Source organism: Streptomyces fildesensis (assembly GCF_016107395.1).
In the GTDB taxonomy this organism is placed as follows: Bacteria; Actinomycetota; Actinomycetes; order Streptomycetales; family Streptomycetaceae; genus Actinacidiphila; species Actinacidiphila fildesensis.
The window spans coordinates 557,525-574,302 of record NZ_JAAIKO010000001.1; the positions used below are offsets into that span (position 1 = coordinate 557,525).

General features: G+C 72.1%; 11 protein-coding genes and 2 riboswitches. Of the genes, 6 read left to right on the forward strand and 5 right to left on the reverse strand.

From position 1 onward, the window contains the following. Positions 1 to 34: 34 nt before the first annotated feature. From C6N31_RS02455 to C6N31_RS02465, 3 genes are read right to left on the reverse strand one after another with little or no spacing between them, the layout of a single operon-like run. Positions 35 to 1,210, reverse strand: coding sequence for a VWA domain-containing protein (locus tag C6N31_RS02455; protein ID WP_198357070.1), 1,176 nt, complete (start codon positions 1,208 to 1,210; stop codon positions 35 to 37). Beyond that, positions 1,207 to 3,687, reverse strand: a complete 2,481-nt coding sequence (locus C6N31_RS02460) for a DUF5682 family protein (RefSeq protein ID WP_381585520.1) — start codon at positions 3,685 to 3,687, stop codon at positions 1,207 to 1,209. The genes C6N31_RS02455 and C6N31_RS02460 overlap by 4 nt, the downstream gene beginning before the upstream one ends. Then, positions 3,684 to 4,826: an ATP-binding protein gene (locus tag C6N31_RS02465; protein WP_138352979.1), complete on the reverse strand. Its 1,143-nt coding sequence runs from the start codon at positions 4,824 to 4,826 to the stop codon at positions 3,684 to 3,686. The genes C6N31_RS02460 and C6N31_RS02465 overlap by 4 nt, the downstream gene beginning before the upstream one ends. A 127-nt stretch (positions 4,827 to 4,953) precedes the next feature. Here C6N31_RS02465 and C6N31_RS02470 point away from each other — a divergent pair, with 127 nt between their 5' ends. Together C6N31_RS02470 and C6N31_RS02475 are read left to right on the forward strand one after the other, a co-directional pair. Next, positions 4,954 to 6,270 carry an SWIM zinc finger family protein gene (locus C6N31_RS02470; protein ID WP_198357071.1) on the forward strand — a complete coding sequence of 439 codons (1,317 nt, stop codon included), beginning with the start codon at positions 4,954 to 4,956 and terminating at the stop codon, positions 6,268 to 6,270. Positions 6,271 to 6,324: 54 nt separating this feature from the next. After that, complete coding sequence (locus C6N31_RS02475) at positions 6,325 to 7,941, forward strand: DUF5691 domain-containing protein (RefSeq protein ID WP_138352977.1); 1,617 nt, start codon at positions 6,325 to 6,327, stop codon at positions 7,939 to 7,941. Between the two features lie 67 nt (positions 7,942 to 8,008). On the opposite strand, the gene icmB is transcribed toward C6N31_RS02475, so the two are convergent. After that, on the reverse strand, positions 8,009 to 8,422 hold the full coding sequence (gene icmB / locus C6N31_RS02480; RefSeq protein ID WP_138352976.1) for a coenzyme B12-dependent isobutyryl CoA mutase small subunit: 414 nt from the start codon (positions 8,420 to 8,422) through the stop codon (positions 8,009 to 8,011). A 302-nt stretch (positions 8,423 to 8,724) separates the two neighbouring features. Here icmB and C6N31_RS02485 point away from each other — a divergent pair, with 302 nt between their 5' ends. After that, a complete protein-coding gene (locus C6N31_RS02485) occupies positions 8,725 to 9,618 on the forward strand; it encodes an esterase/lipase family protein (protein ID WP_164294976.1) in 894 nt (297 codons plus the stop codon). A 128-nt stretch (positions 9,619 to 9,746) separates the two neighbouring features. After that, the gene (locus C6N31_RS45870) at positions 9,747 to 11,282 is read left to right on the forward strand and encodes a M23 family metallopeptidase (protein ID WP_198357072.1); all 1,536 of its coding nucleotides are present in this window, start codon (positions 9,747 to 9,749) and stop codon (positions 11,280 to 11,282) included. A gap of 54 nt (positions 11,283 to 11,336) precedes the next feature. Here C6N31_RS45870 and pcrA read toward each other — a convergent pair whose 3' ends face one another. Further along, complete coding sequence (pcrA, locus tag C6N31_RS02495; RefSeq protein ID WP_138352973.1) at positions 11,337 to 13,790, reverse strand: DNA helicase PcrA; 2,454 nt, start codon at positions 13,788 to 13,790, stop codon at positions 11,337 to 11,339. A gap of 233 nt (positions 13,791 to 14,023) precedes the next feature. Continuing rightward, a riboswitch (cyclic di-AMP (ydaO/yuaA leader) is annotated at positions 14,024 to 14,197 on the forward strand. Between the two features lie 6 nt (positions 14,198 to 14,203). On the opposite strand from pcrA, the gene C6N31_RS02500 reads away from it, so the two are divergent. Together C6N31_RS02500 and C6N31_RS02505 are read left to right on the forward strand one after the other, a co-directional pair. Next, on the forward strand, positions 14,204 to 15,358 hold the full coding sequence (locus tag C6N31_RS02500) for a C40 family peptidase (RefSeq protein ID WP_198357073.1): 1,155 nt from the start codon (positions 14,204 to 14,206) through the stop codon (positions 15,356 to 15,358). Between the two features lie 203 nt (positions 15,359 to 15,561). Next, a riboswitch (cyclic di-AMP (ydaO/yuaA leader) is annotated at positions 15,562 to 15,726 on the forward strand. Continuing rightward, positions 15,725 to 16,777 carry a C40 family peptidase gene (locus tag C6N31_RS02505; RefSeq protein ID WP_306664929.1) on the forward strand — a complete coding sequence of 351 codons (1,053 nt, stop codon included), beginning with the start codon at positions 15,725 to 15,727 and terminating at the stop codon, positions 16,775 to 16,777. It overlaps the preceding riboswitch by 2 nt. Position 16,778 lies beyond the last annotated feature (1 nt).

Below are 16,778 nucleotides of genomic sequence, written 5' to 3' on the forward strand. Positions count from 1 at the left end.
GAGAACGGTCACAGAGCGCGTTGTCAGGCTCGCGTCAGGCTTCTGGTACGGGCAGCGCCCGTTTCTCTATCGCGGCCGCCATCACCTCGGGAAACAGGTCCGGTGTGCAGGCGAAAGCGGGGGCTCCGAGCGCGGCCAGCGCGGCCGCGTGCTCGCGGTCGTAGGACGGCGCGCCCTCGTCCGACAGCGCCAGCAGGGCCACGAACTGCACTCCCGCGCCCTTCATGGCTGCCACCCGTTTGAGCATCTCGTCCCGGATCCCGCCCTCGTAGAGATCGCTGATGAGGACGACCACCGTGTCCGCCGGCCGGGTGATCAGGGACTGGCAGTACGCCAGAGCGCGGTTGATGTCGGTGCCGCCACCGAGTTGTGTGCCGAAGAGCACATCCACCGGATCGTCCAACTGGTCCGTCAGGTCGACCACCGCGGTGTCGAAGACGACCAGCTTGGTGTCGATGCTCCGCATCGAGGCCAGCACGGCCCCGAACACGGAGGCGTAGACGACGGAGGCGGCCATCGAACCGGACTGGTCGATGCAGAGCACCGCATCCTTCTTCACCGCCTGCGACGCCCTGCCGTACCCGATCAGCCGCTCGGGCACGATCGTGCCGTGCTCGGGGAGGTAGTGCTTGAGGTTGGCGCGGATGGTGCGGTCCCAGTCGATGTCACGGTGCCGGGGGCGGCTGATCCGCGCGGACCGGTCGAGGGCGCCGGTCAGGGTCGCGCGGGTGCGGGTGGCGAGCTTCTTCTCCAGGTCCTCGACGACCTTGCGGACCACGGCCCGCGCCGTCTCCTTCGTCGTCTCCGGCATCGCCTTGTTCAGCGACAGCAGCGTGCCGACGAGATGCACGTCCGCCTCGACGGCCTCCAGCATCTCCGGCTCCAGAAGCAGCGCCGCCAGCCCGAGCCGGTCGATCGCGTCCCGCTGCATCACCTGGACGACGGAGGACGGGAAGTACGTACGGATGTCGCCGAGCCACCGGGCGACCTGCGGCGCGGAGCCGCCGAGACCGGCCGTCCGGCCGGCCTTGCCGTCCGCGCCGCCGCTGTCCCCGCCGTAGAGCGCGCCGAGAGTGCGGTCCATCGCCGCGTCCCGTCCGGTGAGGTCGCGGCCGGTCCCGTCGGCGGCCCCTCCACCGAGCACCAGCCGCCAGCGGCGCAGCCGTTCATCGGCGGCCGTCGTCCCACCGGTCGTCGTGTCGTCGGTCATCCGTTCTCCCCCGTCGTGCCGGACCCCGTCGTGCCGGATCCCGTCGTGTCGGATCCCGTCGTGCCGGACCCCGTCGTGCCGGACCGGTCGGACCGCCCGGCATCGTCTGCGAGCCCTTCGTCCGTGTGCCCCAGCAGCAGCCGCAGCACCGGCAGTGCCGCCGCGACCCGCTCCTCGTCGAACCCGGCGCCGAAGCCCGGCACCGCCTCCCCCGCGGCGGCCGCGGACCGGCCCGCGGAGCCGCCGCGTCTGACCAGCTCGCCGACGGTGCGGCGGACGCCGGACTCGAACTCGCCGAACGTGCGCCGCAGCAGCGGCAGTACGTCGTTGAACGCGGCGGTCGGTACCGCGGCGAGCCAGCTGTCGACCAGCGCGAGCAGCCGCTCGTCGTGGATGAGGAGCATGCCGCCGCCCGCGAGGAAGCCCTCCAGCCACGCCGCGGCCTCGGCCGACGGCGTCCCCGGTGACAGGGCGAGCGCCATCAGCCGGGCGGCGGCCTCCTCGTCGAGCCGTCCGTCGTCCGTCAACAGCCGGGTGGCGCTGCCACGCAGCAGCCCCGGTATCGCCCCGTCGCGCTCGGCGATGCCCCGCAGCATCACCGCCCACCGGTCGAGGAGGCCGTCGGCCTGCAAGAGGCCGATCGCCCGGTGCGCCGCCTCGGCGTGGCCGCGCATCTCGGCGGCGCCGTCCGCGTCCAGCCCGACGCAGGCGGGCGGCAGCCCGATGCAGACCCGTTCCGCCAGCCCCTCGGCGACCTTGTGGAGCGCCGCGGAGTCCGTACCGCGCACATCGCCGTAGCGGGCGGACCGTACGAGGGCGGGCAGCGCCTGGGCGAGATGGCCGACGTCGGTCTCCAGGGCGGCGCGGTCGGCCAGCACCCGCATCACGACCGGCAGCGCGTCCGGTAGCCCCGCGACCAGGCAGCGTTCGGCGAGCGCGGTCACGTCGGCGAGTGCGGCGGCGTGCACCGCCCCTTCCTCGGCCTTCGCCGTCGCCGCGGAGAGCAGCGTCGTGCCCCAGACCCCGGCCTCGGCGACCCGGATCGCCAGTTCCGGCTCCCAGCGCAGCCGCCAGCTCTCCCGGAACGTCCCGGTCCCGGCGCGCGAACGGACCTGCTCCCCCCAGTCGATGCCCAGCAGCCGCAGCCGGTGCAGCAGCCGGCTGCGGCCCGCGTCGGTCTCCTTGCGCAGGTCCAGTTCCAGCTCGCGTTCCAGCGCCTCGGGCTTGAGCCGGAGCCTGCGCTGCTCCCGGGTCAGATCCCTGGCCAGCGGCACGGCGGGCGCGCTGTCCGGCACTTCGCCGAGGACGTCCCCCACGACGAGGCGGTCCCTGATGAGGGCGAGCGGTACGTCCGAGCCGTCGCACATCACCGCCCGTATCGCGTCCGTCGTCTCGCTCAGGCCGGCGAGCGGGCGGCCCCGCATGGCCGCGAGGGTGTCGGCGAGCCGCACCGCCTCGATGACATGCGCGGAGGAGACCGGCAGGTCCTCGGCACGGAGCAGCCCCGCGACCTTGGTCATCCACCGGGTGACAGGCCGGTCCCGTGCCCCGAACAGATGCCCGTACCAGCCGGGCGAGTCGATCCCCGCGCCGTATCCGCTGTGCCGCGACAGCCGTCGGTGCGTCCACGGCACCCACGTCATCTCGACCTTCACCTTGGGCAGCCCCCTGAGCAGCTGGCGGTCCGCGGTGGCGGTCACCGGCCGGGCGAGCGCCGGGACGTGCCAGGCTCCGCAGACCACGGCGACACGGTCGTGCGTCCGCCGGGCGTCCCGGATCCGCAGCCGCATATGGGCCTCGCGCGCCGGGTCGTCCGCATGGCCGCCGTCGCCGTACAGCTCGCGCAGCGCGCCCATCGCCTCGGCGAGCGCGGCGAACGGTGCCAGTGGGTCGGCACCGCTGCTGCTCCGGTGTTCGACCGCGTCCTCCCACCAGCGCTCCGGGTCGTCGTACCCGGCGGTTTCCGCGAGCACGGCCAGCGGGTCGATACGCAGCGCCTGGACCGCCTCGTCGCCGTCCGAGGATCCGTCATCCGGGGATCCGTCGTCCGGGGATCCCTCGCCGGGGGGTTCGTCCTGCTCGTCCGGTGTCGTGCGCAGGGCGAGGGAATGTGCGGCGGGCAGGTCGATGAAGGTGACCGGTACGCCGTGCCCGGCGGCCCACCGGATCGCCACCCATTCCGGCGAGAACTCCGCGAAGGGCCAGAACGCGGCCCGCGCCGGGTCGTCCAGGACGTGCGCGAGCAGCGCGACGGGCGGCCGCATGCCGTCCTCGGCGGCGAGCCCGACGAGCGGATCGGCCTCCGGCGGCCCCTCGATCAGCACCGTCCCCGGCCGGTACGCGTCGAGCGCGGCGCGCACCGCCCGCGCGGAGCCCGGTCCGTGGTGCCGCACCCCGAGCAGGGCGACCCCGGACGGCCCGGCGGCGGGCGGCACCGCAAGTGGTGCGCCGGATGTCATGACGTCCGGCGCACTCATGCGCTCGCCTCCCGGCAGGCGCGGTAGAAGTCCTTCCAGCCCTCGCGCTCGCGCACGACCGTCTCCAGGTACTCCTGCCAGATCACCCGGTCGGCGGCCGGATCGCGGACGACCGCGCCGAGGATGCCTGCCGCGACATCGCCCGCCCGCAGCACCCCGTCGCCGAAGTGCGCCGCGAGCGCCAGGCCGTTGGTCACCACCGAGATGGCCTCGGCCGTCGACAGCGTGCCGGACGGGGACTTCACCTTCGTCCGGCCGTCGGCGGTCACACCGGCGCGCAGCTCCCGGAAGACGGTGACGACCCGGCGGATCTCGTCGGCGCCCTCGGGGACGGCCGGGAGGTCGAGTCCGCGGCCGAGCTGGTCGACCCGGCGGGTGACGATGTCGATCTCGTCCTCCGCCGAGGCGGGCAGCGGCAGCACGACGGTGTTGAACCGGCGGCGCAGCGCGCTGGACAGCTCGTTGACGCCACGGTCGCGGTCGTTGGCGGTCGCGATCAGGTTGAAGCCCCTGACGGCCTGGGTCTCCGACCCCAACTCCGGTATCGGCAGTGTCTTCTCGGAAAGGATCGTGATGAGGGAGTCCTGCACATCGGCCGGTATCCGGGTCAGCTCCTCGACCCGGGCGATCCTCCCCTCGGCCATCGCCCGCATCACCGGGCTGGACACCAGGGCTCTGCGGCTCGGGCCGTTGGTGAGCAGCTCCGCATAGTTCCAGCCGTAGCGGATGGCCTCCTCCGGCGTGCCGGCCGTGCCCTGGACCAGCAGGGTGGAGTCACCGCTGATCGCCGCGGCGAGATGTTCTGACACCCACGTCTTGGCGGTGCCCGGCACACCGAGCAGCAGCAGCGCCCGGTCGGTGGCGAGGGTGGTGACGGCGACCTCGACGATGCGCCGGGGACCGACGTACTTGGGCGTGATGACGGTGCCTCCCCCAGACTTCGTCCGGGAGGTGCCCCCAGGCAGCGTCCCACCGAGGATGTACAAAGCCACCGCCCACGGCGAGAGATTCCAACGGGACGGCCGCGGACGGTCGTCGGCCGCCGCGAGGGCCTTCAGTTCATGGGCGAAGGCCTCCTCCGCGTGCGGCCGCAGAGCACCTTCCGGAGCATCCTCGATGTCGGTGGGCATGACTGCCATGAATCCCCCTGTCCAGTCCCGCGGAACCCCTCGGTCCCGCGGTGATTTCCACCATGCACCACGCCACTGACAACGGGTGAAGCCGCAGGTCGGACGCATTGTCAGTGGCGGCACCTACGGTCGTGTCATGGAGGAACGGTGGACTACGGATCAGGTGCTGGCGCTCGCTCCTGACGCAGCGTCACAGAAGGCCGGGGCCAGGCTCGCGATGCCCGCGTCCTGGTCCGGTACGGGTACGGCGGAGGCCGCGGTGTGGGGTCTGTGCGCAGGCAGCGGCAGCAAGCCGTACCGGACGGTCGTGGACACGAAGGGCCCCGGCTACCAGTGTGCTTGTCCGAGCCGCAAGTTCCCGTGCAAGCACGCGCTCGGGCTGCTGCTCCTGTGGTCCGAGGCGGCGGGCGGCGCCGTCGGGCCGGCGGTGGCGCCGGACTGGGTGACCGAATGGCTCGACAGCCGGCAGGAACGGACCAGGGCCGCCGCGGCCGGGCCGGCGAAACCCGCCGACCCGGAGGCCGCGCGGCGGCGTGCCGAGCGGCGCGCCCAGCGGGTGACGGCGGGCGTGACGGAGCTGGAGCAGCGGCTGACCGACCTGCTGCGCGGCGGCCTGGCCGGCGCCGACCGGGAGGGCTATCAGAAGTGGGACGAGATCGCGGCCCGGATGGTGGACGCCCAGGCACCGGGACTGGCCACCCGGGTCAGGGAGTTGGGCGCCGTCGCCGCCGGTGGCGGTGACTGGCCCTCGCGGCTGCTGGAGGAGTCCGCGTTGCTCCATCTGCTCACCCGGGGCTACCTCGGCGAGCAGCGGCTGCCCGGCCCGCTGGCCGCCACGGTGCGCACCCGCGTCGGGTTCACCACGGACGCGGCCGAGCTGCTGGCCGGGCCTACCGTCCGGGACCGCTGGCTGGTGCTCTCCCAACTCGACACGTCGGACGACCGGCTGACCACCCGTCGGATCTGGCTGCACGGCGCCCGGTCCGGCCGGGTCGCGATGCTTCTCTCCTTCGGCGCCGCGGGCCGCGCACCGGAACTGGCGCTCCCGCTCGGGCTGAGCCTTGACGCCGAGCTCGCCTTCCACCCGTCGGCCCGGCCGCTGCGTGCCGTGCTCGGCGAGAGCCACGGCCCGGCCGCACCCGGCCCGGTGCCGGCCGGGGTCCCGGTCGGCCCCGCCCTCGCCGCCTACGGGGCCGCCCTCGCGGACGACCCGTGGCTCGACGCCTGGCCGGTCGTCCTGTCCGGTGTCGTCCCCATACCCGGCTCCGATGCCGGCGGCTGGCAGCTCGCCGACGCCGACGGCCAGGACGCGCTGCCGATCGCCGGCCGCGGCCCCTGGCGGCTCGCCGCCGTGTCCGGCGGCCACCCCGTCACGCTCTTCGCCGAGCTCGGCCACACCGGCGTCCGCCCCCTCACCGCCTGGGGCCCGGACGCCACCCCCGTCCCGTTGTAGGGCCTGACCCGGTCCGGGCCCACGGCGGGCGCCATCGAGGAGGAACGCGGAGGAATGATGAACGCCAGCTGGACCGACCTGGTCGGGAGCGCACTGCTCGGCACGGACCGCCGCAGACCGCCGGCGTCCGGCGGCCCGCACCCGGCCCTGGACCCGGCGACCGAGCTGCTCGACGCGGCGGCGATCGGCACTGTGAGCCGTCGTGCGGGTCTACGGCCGGCCGCGGCACGGGAGCGGCCGGCGCCCGCCGCGCCGGACGGGCGGCCGGTGCTGCCCGAGGCGGCACGCCGCAGGCTGGGGCTGCTGCTGGCGGACCGTTCGGCGGGCGGCGGCTCGTCCGGAAGGCGTGGCACGGCCCCGAACCTCGCCGAGCTGCTCCCGCAGTGGCTCGCCGCGGCGGGTCGGTACGGCTATGCCGCGCCGCCCGCCCTGCTCCCGGACCTGCTGGACGCCGCCCGCGCCAGAACGGATCTGCGGGCCGACGCCCTGGCGCTGGCCGGGCCCCGCGCGCTGTGGCTGGCGGAGCTGAATCCGGAGTGGCGGTTCGCTTTGCGGGCCGGGGTCAGGGGCCTGGAGCCGGCGGCCGGGGATCCCGCGGCGATCCGGCAGCTGTGGGACGAGGGCCTGTTCGCCGAAAGGGTGGCGCTGCTGACCCGGCTGCGCGGCCAGGACGCATCGGCCGCACTCGCGCTGCTGCGGTCGACGTGGACCGGTGAGCGGGCCGAGGACCGGCTGATGTTCCTCGATTCGCTGCGCGCCGGGCTGTCACCCGCCGACGAGCCGTTCCTGGAACAGGCGCTGACCGACCGCAGCCGCAATGTCCGGGCGACCGCGGCCGAGCTGCTGTCCGCGCTGCCCGGCTCCGCGCTGGCCGCCCGGATGGCCGAACGGGCCCGCAGCTGCGTCTCGCTCGGCACCGGGGAGAACGTGGCGGGGATCGGCATCCTCGTGGAGGCGCCGTACGAGTGCGACGCCGCGATGGAGCGGGACGGCGTCGCCCCGCATCCGCCCACCGGTCGCGGCGAGCGCGCCTGGTGGTTCGGTCAGCTGGTGGAGGCGGCGCCGCTGGCCACCTGGACGGCCCGGTTCGGCGGCCGTGATCCCGAGGAGATCATCGCGCTGCCCGTGGCGGACGACTGGCAGCCCGATCTGCACGCCGCCTGGTGCCGGGCCGCGGTGCGCCAGCGCGACCCCGCCTGGGCCCGCGCCCTGCTCGGCCCCCCGCCGGCGCCCGCGTCACCGGTCGCGGCGGTCGGCGACCCGGCCAAGCTGCTCTCCATCCTGCCGGAGGAGGAGCGCGCGGAGTGGGTGGCCCGGTTCATCGCCACCCACGGGCTGTCCGAGGCGTTCCAGATGCTCGGCGTGTGCGCCGTCCCCTGGGCCGGGCCGCTGGGCCGGGCCGTGGTCGACGCGCTCGACATCGCGCGGGACGCCGGCAGCTATCCATGGAGTTTCAGCGGGGTGATGGGCCTGGCCGAACGGTGTCTGGACCCGGCGGAGGCCGAGCGGCTCACCGTCCTGACCGCCGCGACCGAAGAGCCGGACGACGGGTCGCCCGGAGCGGGCAGCTACTGGGCGGAGGCGTTCCAGCGGCTGGTCGGCACGCTGCGGCTGCGGGCCGTGATGCTCGCGGAGCTCGAACCGCCGGCGCCGGCCGCCCCGGCCTCATGATCCGGCCGGGGGGCGGAGCGGCGGGCTTTCCGGGAGCCGCCTCCCGGGAGGCGGCTCCCGGGAGGGATCAGGCTTCGGCGCCCTGGCGGACATTGGCCCGGACCCAGGCCACCGCGTCCGTGGTGGGCGTGCCGGGGGTGAAGATCTCGGCGACGCCGAGTTCCTTGAGGGGGGCGATGTCCGCCTCGGGGATGATGCCGCCGCCGAAGACCTTGATGTCCAGGGCGTCACGGTCCTTCAGCAGGTCCAGGACCTTCGCGAAGAGCGTCATGTGCGCTCCCGAGAGGATGGAGAGCCCGATCGCGTCGGCGTCCTCCTGGATCGCGGTGTCGACCACTTGTTCGGGGGTCTGGTGCAGGCCGGTGTAGATGACCTCCATACCGGCATCACGCAGCGCTCTGGCGATGACCTTGGCCCCGCGATCATGACCGTCGAGACCCGGCTTGGCCACCACCACGCGGATCGGACCGGACACTCCCATCACTGCCTCCATGACATTGCCGGCGCCATCGCCGGCCGAGCGGGACCTCAAGTGGGACCGAGTGTGAACGAACGTTATCTCCAGCATCCCGCACCCGACAGTTTCGCGGTGCGGAGCGAGGGGGAAATCACACGGTGGGACACGTTCGCAACACGTTGGGCCTGCCGCCGCCCTCCGTTCCACCGGAGGTGGCCAGCGGGCCCGATGGGTTCCCGGGGAGCCGGGGTCCGCTGTACGGCTCTCCGGACTAGGGCACACGGGGGACGGAGCTGTCTCCCGTCGTGCCGCACGGGAGGTGGGCCATGAGCGCCCTGTCGTTCGGAGCCGTCGCCACGGGCCGCTGGCTGCGCAGCGCGGTGGCCATTCGCGCCGCGGTTCTCGAGCTCGTCATCCTGACCGGCCATCTCTTCCTCTATCCGACCGGCATCCTCCCCGAGCGCGACCGGCCCGACGCCGGCACCGGCCCCTCCGCCGACCCGGACCACGACCCCCACACGGACTCGCACAGCGGCTCGTACACGGAAACGGACGCGGATTCCGGTACGGCACGACTGCGGGCCGTCGCGGCCGCACACCCTCCCGTTCTGCTGCTGCACGGCTTCGTCGATAATCGTTCGGTATTCACCCTTCTCCGCCGCTCCCTGCGAAAGCACGGCTGGACGCACGTCCAGGCTCTGAATTACTCCCCGCTGAGCTGCGACATCCGTACGGCCGCCGCGTTGCTCGGCCGTCATGTCGAGCAGATCTGCGAACAGACCGGGCAGCGGCAGGTGGACATCGTCGGCCACAGCCTGGGCGGTCTGATCGCCCGCTATTACGTACAGCGTCTCGGTGGTGACAGCCGGGTACGCACGGTGGTGACGCTGGGAACGCCGCACTCCGGCACCCGCGCCGTCCCGCTGCTGACGCCGCACCCGATCGTGCGGCAAATGCGCCCCGGTTCCGATCTCATGAACGAATTGACGGAACCGGCCCCCGGTTGCCGCACGCATTTCGTCGCCTTCTGGAGCGACCTGGACCAATTGATGATCCCGGTGGAAACCGCCCGCATCGACCATCCCGACCTGCTGGTACACAATGTGCAAGTCGCGGGAATCGGGCATCTCGCACTGCCGGTGCACGCCGCCGTGGCCGCCGGAATCCGGCAGTCCCTGACCGGCGAGGAGCTCGCGGTGGGGGCCGAGAACGCGGCATAGCCGTCGAATTCAATTCGAACACAAGGCATTGTCCGGATCCGGAGCCTGCCGAAGATTGTCGCCGTCGGGGGTAGGGGGCTACAGTCACCGCTAATTCTCCTGCTGCCGAGGCGAAAGAGAAGTAGGCGGTGAACGATCGTCACCCGTCGGGGTACGCCCCCGACTACGGTGCTTACGGCTACGACCCTTATTCAACGGGCTCGTACCAGAACATCGGCACGACCTTCGCGGACGGCGATCCGCTCTTCGGAGCGATGACCGGCACCGCGGACACGGGCGCCACGGGCAGCTATGCGTTCGTCCCGCAGCCGGCGCAGCACGGCTACGACGCGTCCGTCTCCGAGACGGGCAGCTACGACGCGAGCGGCTTCTGGCAGGCCCAGACCGGCAGCTACCCCACGTACCCCGAGCAGTCCCAGCAGCAGCCCCACGTCCCGGCCCAGCCGCAGCCGCAGTTCCACCAGCAGGAACAGCAGCAGCCGCAGCAGAACTGGGACTCCGGCCAGTACCCGGCGTACGGCTACAACGCCCCTGGTCAGGACACCGGCAGCTACCCGACCGGCACCTACGACGCGATGTCCTGGGACACCGGCGTCTACACCGTGCCCGCGCAGGCCGCGCCCGTCGAGCACACCTACGCACCGGAGCCCGTACCCGGATACGCCGGCCCGTCGGCCGAAGCACCGCACTACGGGAACGGGAACGAGTACGAGAACGGGTACGGCGCCGACTACACCACTCAGTTCGCGTACGAGCCGGAAACGGCGCCCGCGCACGAGTCCGGACCCGACGCCGACCTCCACCTCGATCACGACCTGGACCCCGCACTCGACCTCGACGCCGAGACCGGGTCCGAGACCGGGTCCGAGACCGGGTCCGAGTCCGAGACCGAGACCGATGTGGTCCACGTCCCGGCGGCCCCGCGCGGCGGCGGGAGCGGCTGCCGCCGCAAGCGGCCCGCGAAGCGCTCCGCGCTCCTGACCATCGCGGTGCCGTCCGTCGCGGTCATGGGTGTGGCGGCCTGTGCCGCCGCGGCCATCAGCGACGTGCCCGGCGCCCATGCGACGACGCAGACCGAGGCCTCCGGCAAGACCGCCACGAACGCGCCCGTCTCGAAGCTCGACACGCAGCTCGCCGGAGTCACCTCCGACGCGGACGACTTCGCGACCCGCGCCAGCCGTACGCAGGAGCGGATCGACCTCAAGGACCGCGAGGCCGCAGCGAAGAAGGCGAAGGCCGACGCGGCGGCGCGCAAGGAGGCCCTGCGGCCGAAGTTCCTGCTGCCGGTGTCGGAGCGCGGACTGAGCGCGTACTACGGCCAGTCCGGCGTCAACTGGATGGCGCTGCACACCGGCATCGACTTCCCGGTCGACACCGGCACTCCCGTGTCGTCCGTGACCGACGGCACCATCCGCACGCAGTGGAACAGCTCCTACGGCAACATGGCCATAGTGACCGCCGCCGACGGCACCGAGACCTGGTACTGCCACCTCAGCAGCACCAAGATCCGCTCCGGCTCGGTCAAGGCCGGCCAGGTCATCGCGTACTCGGGCAACACCGGCAACACCACCGGCCCGCACCTGCACCTCGAGGTCCGGCCGCACGGCGGTACGCCGATCGACCCGCTGCCGTGGCTGCTGGCCCACGGGCTCGACCCCCGCTGACCGCACTCACCCGACCCGCCTCCGGCCCTCGCCGGAGGCGCGCGAGGCCCCCCGTCAGAGCTTCTCGACCGGCGCGTACCGCAGCAGCAGCCGTTTCGGCTTCTCCTCGCCGAAGTCGACCGTCGCCTGCGCGTCGGACCCGGTACCGCTGACCCCGACGACGGTTCCGAGGCCGAACTGGTCGTGCGTGACCCGGTCCCCGACCGTCAGCGCGATCACCGGCCGGTCCGTGGCACGCCGGGTCGCGAAGCCCTTCGGGCCCGCCTTGGCGCGCGAGGACGACAGCGACGACGCGGCGGCCGACATCGCGGCCCCCGGCGCGGCCACCGGGCCGGTCCGCTTCCAGTCGATCAGCGTGGGCGGGATCTCCTCCAGGAAGCGCGAGGCCGGGTTGTACGAGGGCTGGCCCCACGCACTGCGCATCGTCGACCGCGTCACGTACAGCCGCTCGCGCGCCCGTGTGATGCCGACGTACGCCAGTCGCCGCTCCTCCTCCAGCTCCTTGGCCTGGCCCAGGGCCCGCATGTGCGGGAAGACCCCGTCCTCCATGCCGGTGAGGAAGACCACCGGGAACTCGAGGCCCTTGGCGGTGTGCAGCGTCATCAGCGTTATGACGCCGCCCCCCTCCTCGTCGTCCGGGATCTGGTCCGAGTCGGCGACCAGCGCGACGCGCTCCAGGAACCCGGAGAGGGTGCCGGGCTCCGCGTCCTCGGCGGCGGCCCGCTCCTGCTCGAACTCCAGGGCCACGGCGGCGAGTTCCTGAAGGTTCTCGATACGGGTCTCGTCCTGCGGGTCCGTGGAGGCCTGGAGCTCCGCCAGATAGCCCGTGCGCTCCATCACCGCTTCGAGGACGGTCGCGGGACCGGCACCCGACTCGACAATGGTGCGCAGCTCCTCCAGCAGCTCGTTGAACTTCCTGACCGCGTTGGAGGAGCGGGCGGCCATGCCGTACGCCTCGTCGACCCGGCGCAGCGCCTGCGAGAAGGAGATCTTCTCGCGCAGCGACAGGGCGTCGATCATCGCCTCGGCCCGGTCGCCGATACCGCGCTTGGGCACGTTCAGGATCCGGCGGAGCGGGACGGTGTCCTCGGGGTTCGACAGCACGCGCAGGTACGCGAGGATGTCGCGGACCTCCTTGCGCTCGTAGAAGCGCACCCCGCCGACGACCTTGTACGGCAGCCCGACGCGGATGAAGACCTCTTCGAAGACACGGGACTGGGCGTTGGTCCGGTAGAAGACGGCGACGTCACCGGGGCGGGAGTCGCCCGCGTCCGTCAGCCGGTCGATCTCCTCGGCGATGTACTGCGCCTCGTCGTGCTCGTGGTCGGCGACGTAGCCGGTGATGATCGGGCCGTCGCCAGCGTCGGTCCACAGGTTCTTGGCGCGGCGGCCGGCGTTGCGCTCGATGACGGCGTTGGCGGCCGTGAGGATCGTCTGCGTGGAGCGGTAGTTCTGCTCCAGCAGGATCGTCGTCGCCTGCGGGTAGTCCTCTTCGAACTGCAGGATGTTGCGGATGGTGGCACCGCGGAAGGCGTAGATGCTCTGGTCCGCGTCACCCACCACGCACAGCTCGGCGGTGTGCTCGCCGGTGCCGACCAGCTCGCGGACCAGCGTGTACTGGGCGTGGTTGGTGTCCTGGTACTCGTCCACGAGGACGTGGCGGAACCGGCGCCGGTAGTGCTCGGCGACGTCGGGGAACGCCTGGAGCAGGTGCACCGTGGTCATGATGATGTCGTCGAAGTCCAGGGCGTTGGCCTCGCGCAGCCTCGCCTGGTAGAGCGCGTACGCCTCGGCGACGTGCTTCTCGAAGGGGTTCTCCGCCTGCCGGGCGTAGTCCTCCTCGTCGATCAGCTCGTTCTTGAGGTTCGAGACCTTCGCGCTGAACGCCTTCGGCGGGAACTGCTTGGGGTCGAGGTCCAGGTCCCGGCAGACGAGCGCCATGAGCCGCTTGGAGTCAGCGGCGTCGTAGATCGAGAAGCTGGAGGTGAAGCCGAGCTTCTTGCTCTCGCGGCGCAGGATCCGCACGCACGCGCTGTGGAAGGTCATGACCCACATCGCGTTGGCGCGCGCGCCGACGAGGTCGCCGACGCGTTCCTTCATCTCGCCCGCGGCCTTGTTGGTGAACGTGATCGCGAGGATCTCGCCCGGGTGCGCCCCGCGGGTACCCAGCAGATGCGCGATGCGGTGCGTCAGCACCCGCGTCTTGCCGGATCCGGCGCCCGCGACGATGAGCAGCGGCCCGCCCGCGTGCACGACGGCGGCGCGCTGCTGCTCGTTCAGCCCCTCCAGGAGCTGCGCGGGGTCGACGACGGGGCGGGCGGCCCCGTCCCGGTAGTACGCGTCCCGGCCACCCTGCGGGGGCTCGTTGAAGCGCCCGCCGAAGAGGTCGTCCGCGGCATCGTCCGGCCGGTGCGCGGACCCGTGCTCCGGGGGCGGCGGGACGGATTCCGACGCGTGGTCGGGGGCCTGGAGGTCGGCCAGGAAGCTGTCGTCAAAGAGGCTGCTCATCGCTTCCCGAGTCTAGGCGCCCCCACTGACACCTCACACTCCGCTTGGCGGAGTCCGTCCGGACGTGGACCGATCCTGAAAGAGTCGTCACTCTCCGCGACCGGATCCGACCGCTGCGCACAGATCACGAAATGGTTTCGGGCCTATCGGACACCGGCCTTCCCACCGGACACGAGAGTTGGCTACCGTGCCGGCCAGGCGGTCCGTCCTCCACCTCGGCAACACGCCGTCACGGACCGTCTCCGCTGAGTGCGGCCGAGAGGCCGCAGCCGGGGACCCACTGGAACCACTGGGGTGAATCGGTCCGCACGGATGTTCCGCAGAGGACGTTCCGCACGAACCGTAGGGCGACCTTCCGACAGCCCGAACCCGACAGCTAACCCGGTAAGCGGTTTACGGAAGGACTTCCCGCCTTGGCGTCGCACCGCAAACCCCGCCCCGGCATACGCGCCGGCCTGCTCACCACGACCGGCCCCCGCGCGGCCGTCGGTCTCACGGCGGCGCCACTGGCCACCGTCACCCTGCTCGGCGAGACCGCGAGCGCGGCACCCGCGCAGCCGCAGCCGCCCTCCATCGAAGAGGTCCAGGCGAAGGTCGACGCGCTCAACCACGACGCCGAGGTCGCCACCGAGCGCTACAACGGCGCGAAGGAGCAGGCCGACCAGCAGAGCTCCAAGGTCGAGGCGCTGCTGAGCCAGGTCGCGCAGCGGACCGAGTCGCTCAACGACGCGCGGCGCGTCCTGGGCCAGTACGCGGCCGCCCAGTACCGCAGCGGCGGCGTCGACACGACGAGTACGTTCCTGCTCTCCGCCGATCCGCAGCAGTTCTTCGACCAGACGCACCAGATGAAGCGGATGACCAGCAACCAGAAGGAAGCCGTCGAGAACTTCCGCACCCAGCAGGCCACGACGACGCAGAAGCGCTCCGAGGCCGTGAAGGGCCTCGACGCGCTGAACGCGTCGCGGACGAAGCTGGCGACGGAGAAGGAGACCGTCAAGGAGAAGCTCGCGGCGGCGCAGACCCTCCTCAACACCCTCACCACGCAGGAGAAGGCGCGGCTGGCGGCGCTGGCGGCCAAGAAGGCGGAGGAGGACCGCAAGCGCGCCGCGGCGATCGCCGCGAAGGAGAAGGCCGCACGGGACGCCGCCGCCAAGGAGGCCGCGAAGACCGGCTCCGGGACGACGCCGGGGACCGGCGGAACCGGTTCGCACAGCACCGCGTCGCAGGCGGAGAAGGCCATCGCCTTCGCCCGCAACGCGATCGGCAAGCCGTACGTGTGGGGCGCGACGGGTCCGAACTCGTACGACTGCTCAGGGCTCACCCAAGCGGCCTGGAAGGCGGCCGGCGTCTCCCTGCCGCGCACCACCTGGGACCAGGTGAAGGCCGGCGAGCGCGTCTCGATGTCGGACCTGCGGCCCGGCGACCTGATCTTCTTCTACGACGACATCAGCCATGTCGGCCTCTACATAGGCGGCGGCAACATGATCCACGCCCCGCACACCGGCACGGTCGTCAAGATCGCACCGATCACCCAAATGCCGGTTTACGGCGCTTCCCGCCCTTCCTGAGTCCCCCGTCCCGAATGTCACGGATCGACAGACGGACCGACAGGTCCCGGCTGTCGGCCCGCCATTCGGACGGACGGTCACAATAGGTAAGGTAACGAAGCGATTTCGCTCACCTTCTGATGGAAACTTCCCAAGAGTCACTCAAGTTGACTACGGTGGCCCGCTAGGCAGCTCGTTCCACAAGCCGGCGCAGTGCCGACGGCGAGCTGCCTCCGCTGAATCCGACCGCAAGGCCGGAACCGGGGACCCACGCGCACGACTTGGGGTGAATCGGGGCGAACGTCCGCACAACGGACGCGAGCACCGTAGGGCGGCCTTCCATCGCCCGAACCCGTCAGCTAACCCGGTAAGCGGTCCACGGAAGGAATGTCTGCCTTGGCGTCGCACCGCAAACCGCGCCCGCGAATACTCGCCTCCACCGGCCCGCGTGCCGTGGTGGGCCTGACGACGGTGGCGCTGGCCACTGTGACTCTGCTGAGCGAGTCCGCGAGCGCCGCGCCCGCGAAGCCCTCCATCACCGAGGTCAAGGCGCAGGTCGACGACCTCCGCGAAAAGGCCGAAGCCGCCACGGAGCACGTCAACGCGGCGAAGGAGAAGACCGACCAGCAGCGCGCGAAGGCCGATCTGCTGCTCGCCGAGGTCGCGAAGAAGACCCAGAAGCTGAACGACGCGCGGGAGACCCTGGGCCAGTTCGCCGCCGCCCAGTACCGCGAAGGCGGCGTCGACCAGACCACCGCCCTGCTGCTCTCCGACAACCCGGAGAAGTACCTTGAGCAGTCCCACCTCGTGGACCGTGTGTCGGCCACGCAGGAAGAGGCCATCAAGGAATTCCGCACCCAGCAGACGGCCGCGACGACCGAGCGCGCCAAGGCCGCCGCGAGCGTCGCGGACCTGGCCGCCGCGCAGACCAAGCTGGCCGCCGAGAAGAAGACCGCCGCGGCCAAGCTCGCCGACGCGCAGAAGCTGCTGACCAGCCTCACCGCCGAGGACCGCAAGAAGGTCGCCGCGCTGGACACCCAGCAGTCCGGCAGCGCCAACAGCGCGTCCTACACGTACAACGGCCCCGCCAGCGGCCGCGCCGCGCAGGCCATCGCCTTCGCCCTCGCCGCGCGCGGCAAGCCGTACGTCTCCGGCGCCACCGGCCCGAACTCGTACGACTGCTCGGGACTGACCCAGGCCGCGTACCGCTCGGCCGGCATCAGCATCAGCCGCACCACGTACACCCAGATCAACGACGGCACGCGCGTCTCGCAGTCCGAGCTGCGCCCCGGCGACCTGGTGTTCTTCTACTCCGGCATCAGCCACGTGGCCATCTACCTGGGCAACGGCGAGATCGTGCACGCCCCGCACCCCGGTGGTGTCGTCGAGGTCGGCAAGATGAGCTGGATGCCGTTCGCCGGCGCTGTGCGACTCGCCTGAC

Bases quoted from the DNA above. Each gene is read 5' to 3' on its own strand.
- pcrA (WP_138352973.1), bottom strand. From the start codon at position 13,790: ATGAGCAGCCTCTTTGACGACAGCTTCCTGGCCGACCTCCAGGCCCCC.
- C6N31_RS02465 (WP_138352979.1), bottom strand. From the start codon at position 4,826: ATGGCAGTCATGCCCACCGACATCGAGGATGCTCCGGAAGGTGCTCTG.
- icmB (WP_138352976.1), bottom strand. From the start codon at position 8,422: ATGGGAGTGTCCGGTCCGATCCGCGTGGTGGTGGCCAAGCCGGGTCTC.
- C6N31_RS02470 (WP_198357071.1), top strand. From the start codon at position 4,954: ATGGAGGAACGGTGGACTACGGATCAGGTGCTGGCGCTCGCTCCTGAC.
- C6N31_RS02505 (WP_306664929.1), top strand. From the start codon at position 15,725: ATGTCTGCCTTGGCGTCGCACCGCAAACCGCGCCCGCGAATACTCGCC.
- C6N31_RS02455 (WP_198357070.1), bottom strand. From the start codon at position 1,210: ATGACCGACGACACGACGACCGGTGGGACGACGGCCGCCGATGAACGG.
- C6N31_RS02460 (WP_381585520.1), bottom strand. From the start codon at position 3,687: ATGAGTGCGCCGGACGTCATGACATCCGGCGCACCACTTGCGGTGCCG.
- C6N31_RS02475 (WP_138352977.1), top strand. From the start codon at position 6,325: ATGATGAACGCCAGCTGGACCGACCTGGTCGGGAGCGCACTGCTCGGC.
- C6N31_RS02485 (WP_164294976.1), top strand. From the start codon at position 8,725: ATGAGCGCCCTGTCGTTCGGAGCCGTCGCCACGGGCCGCTGGCTGCGC.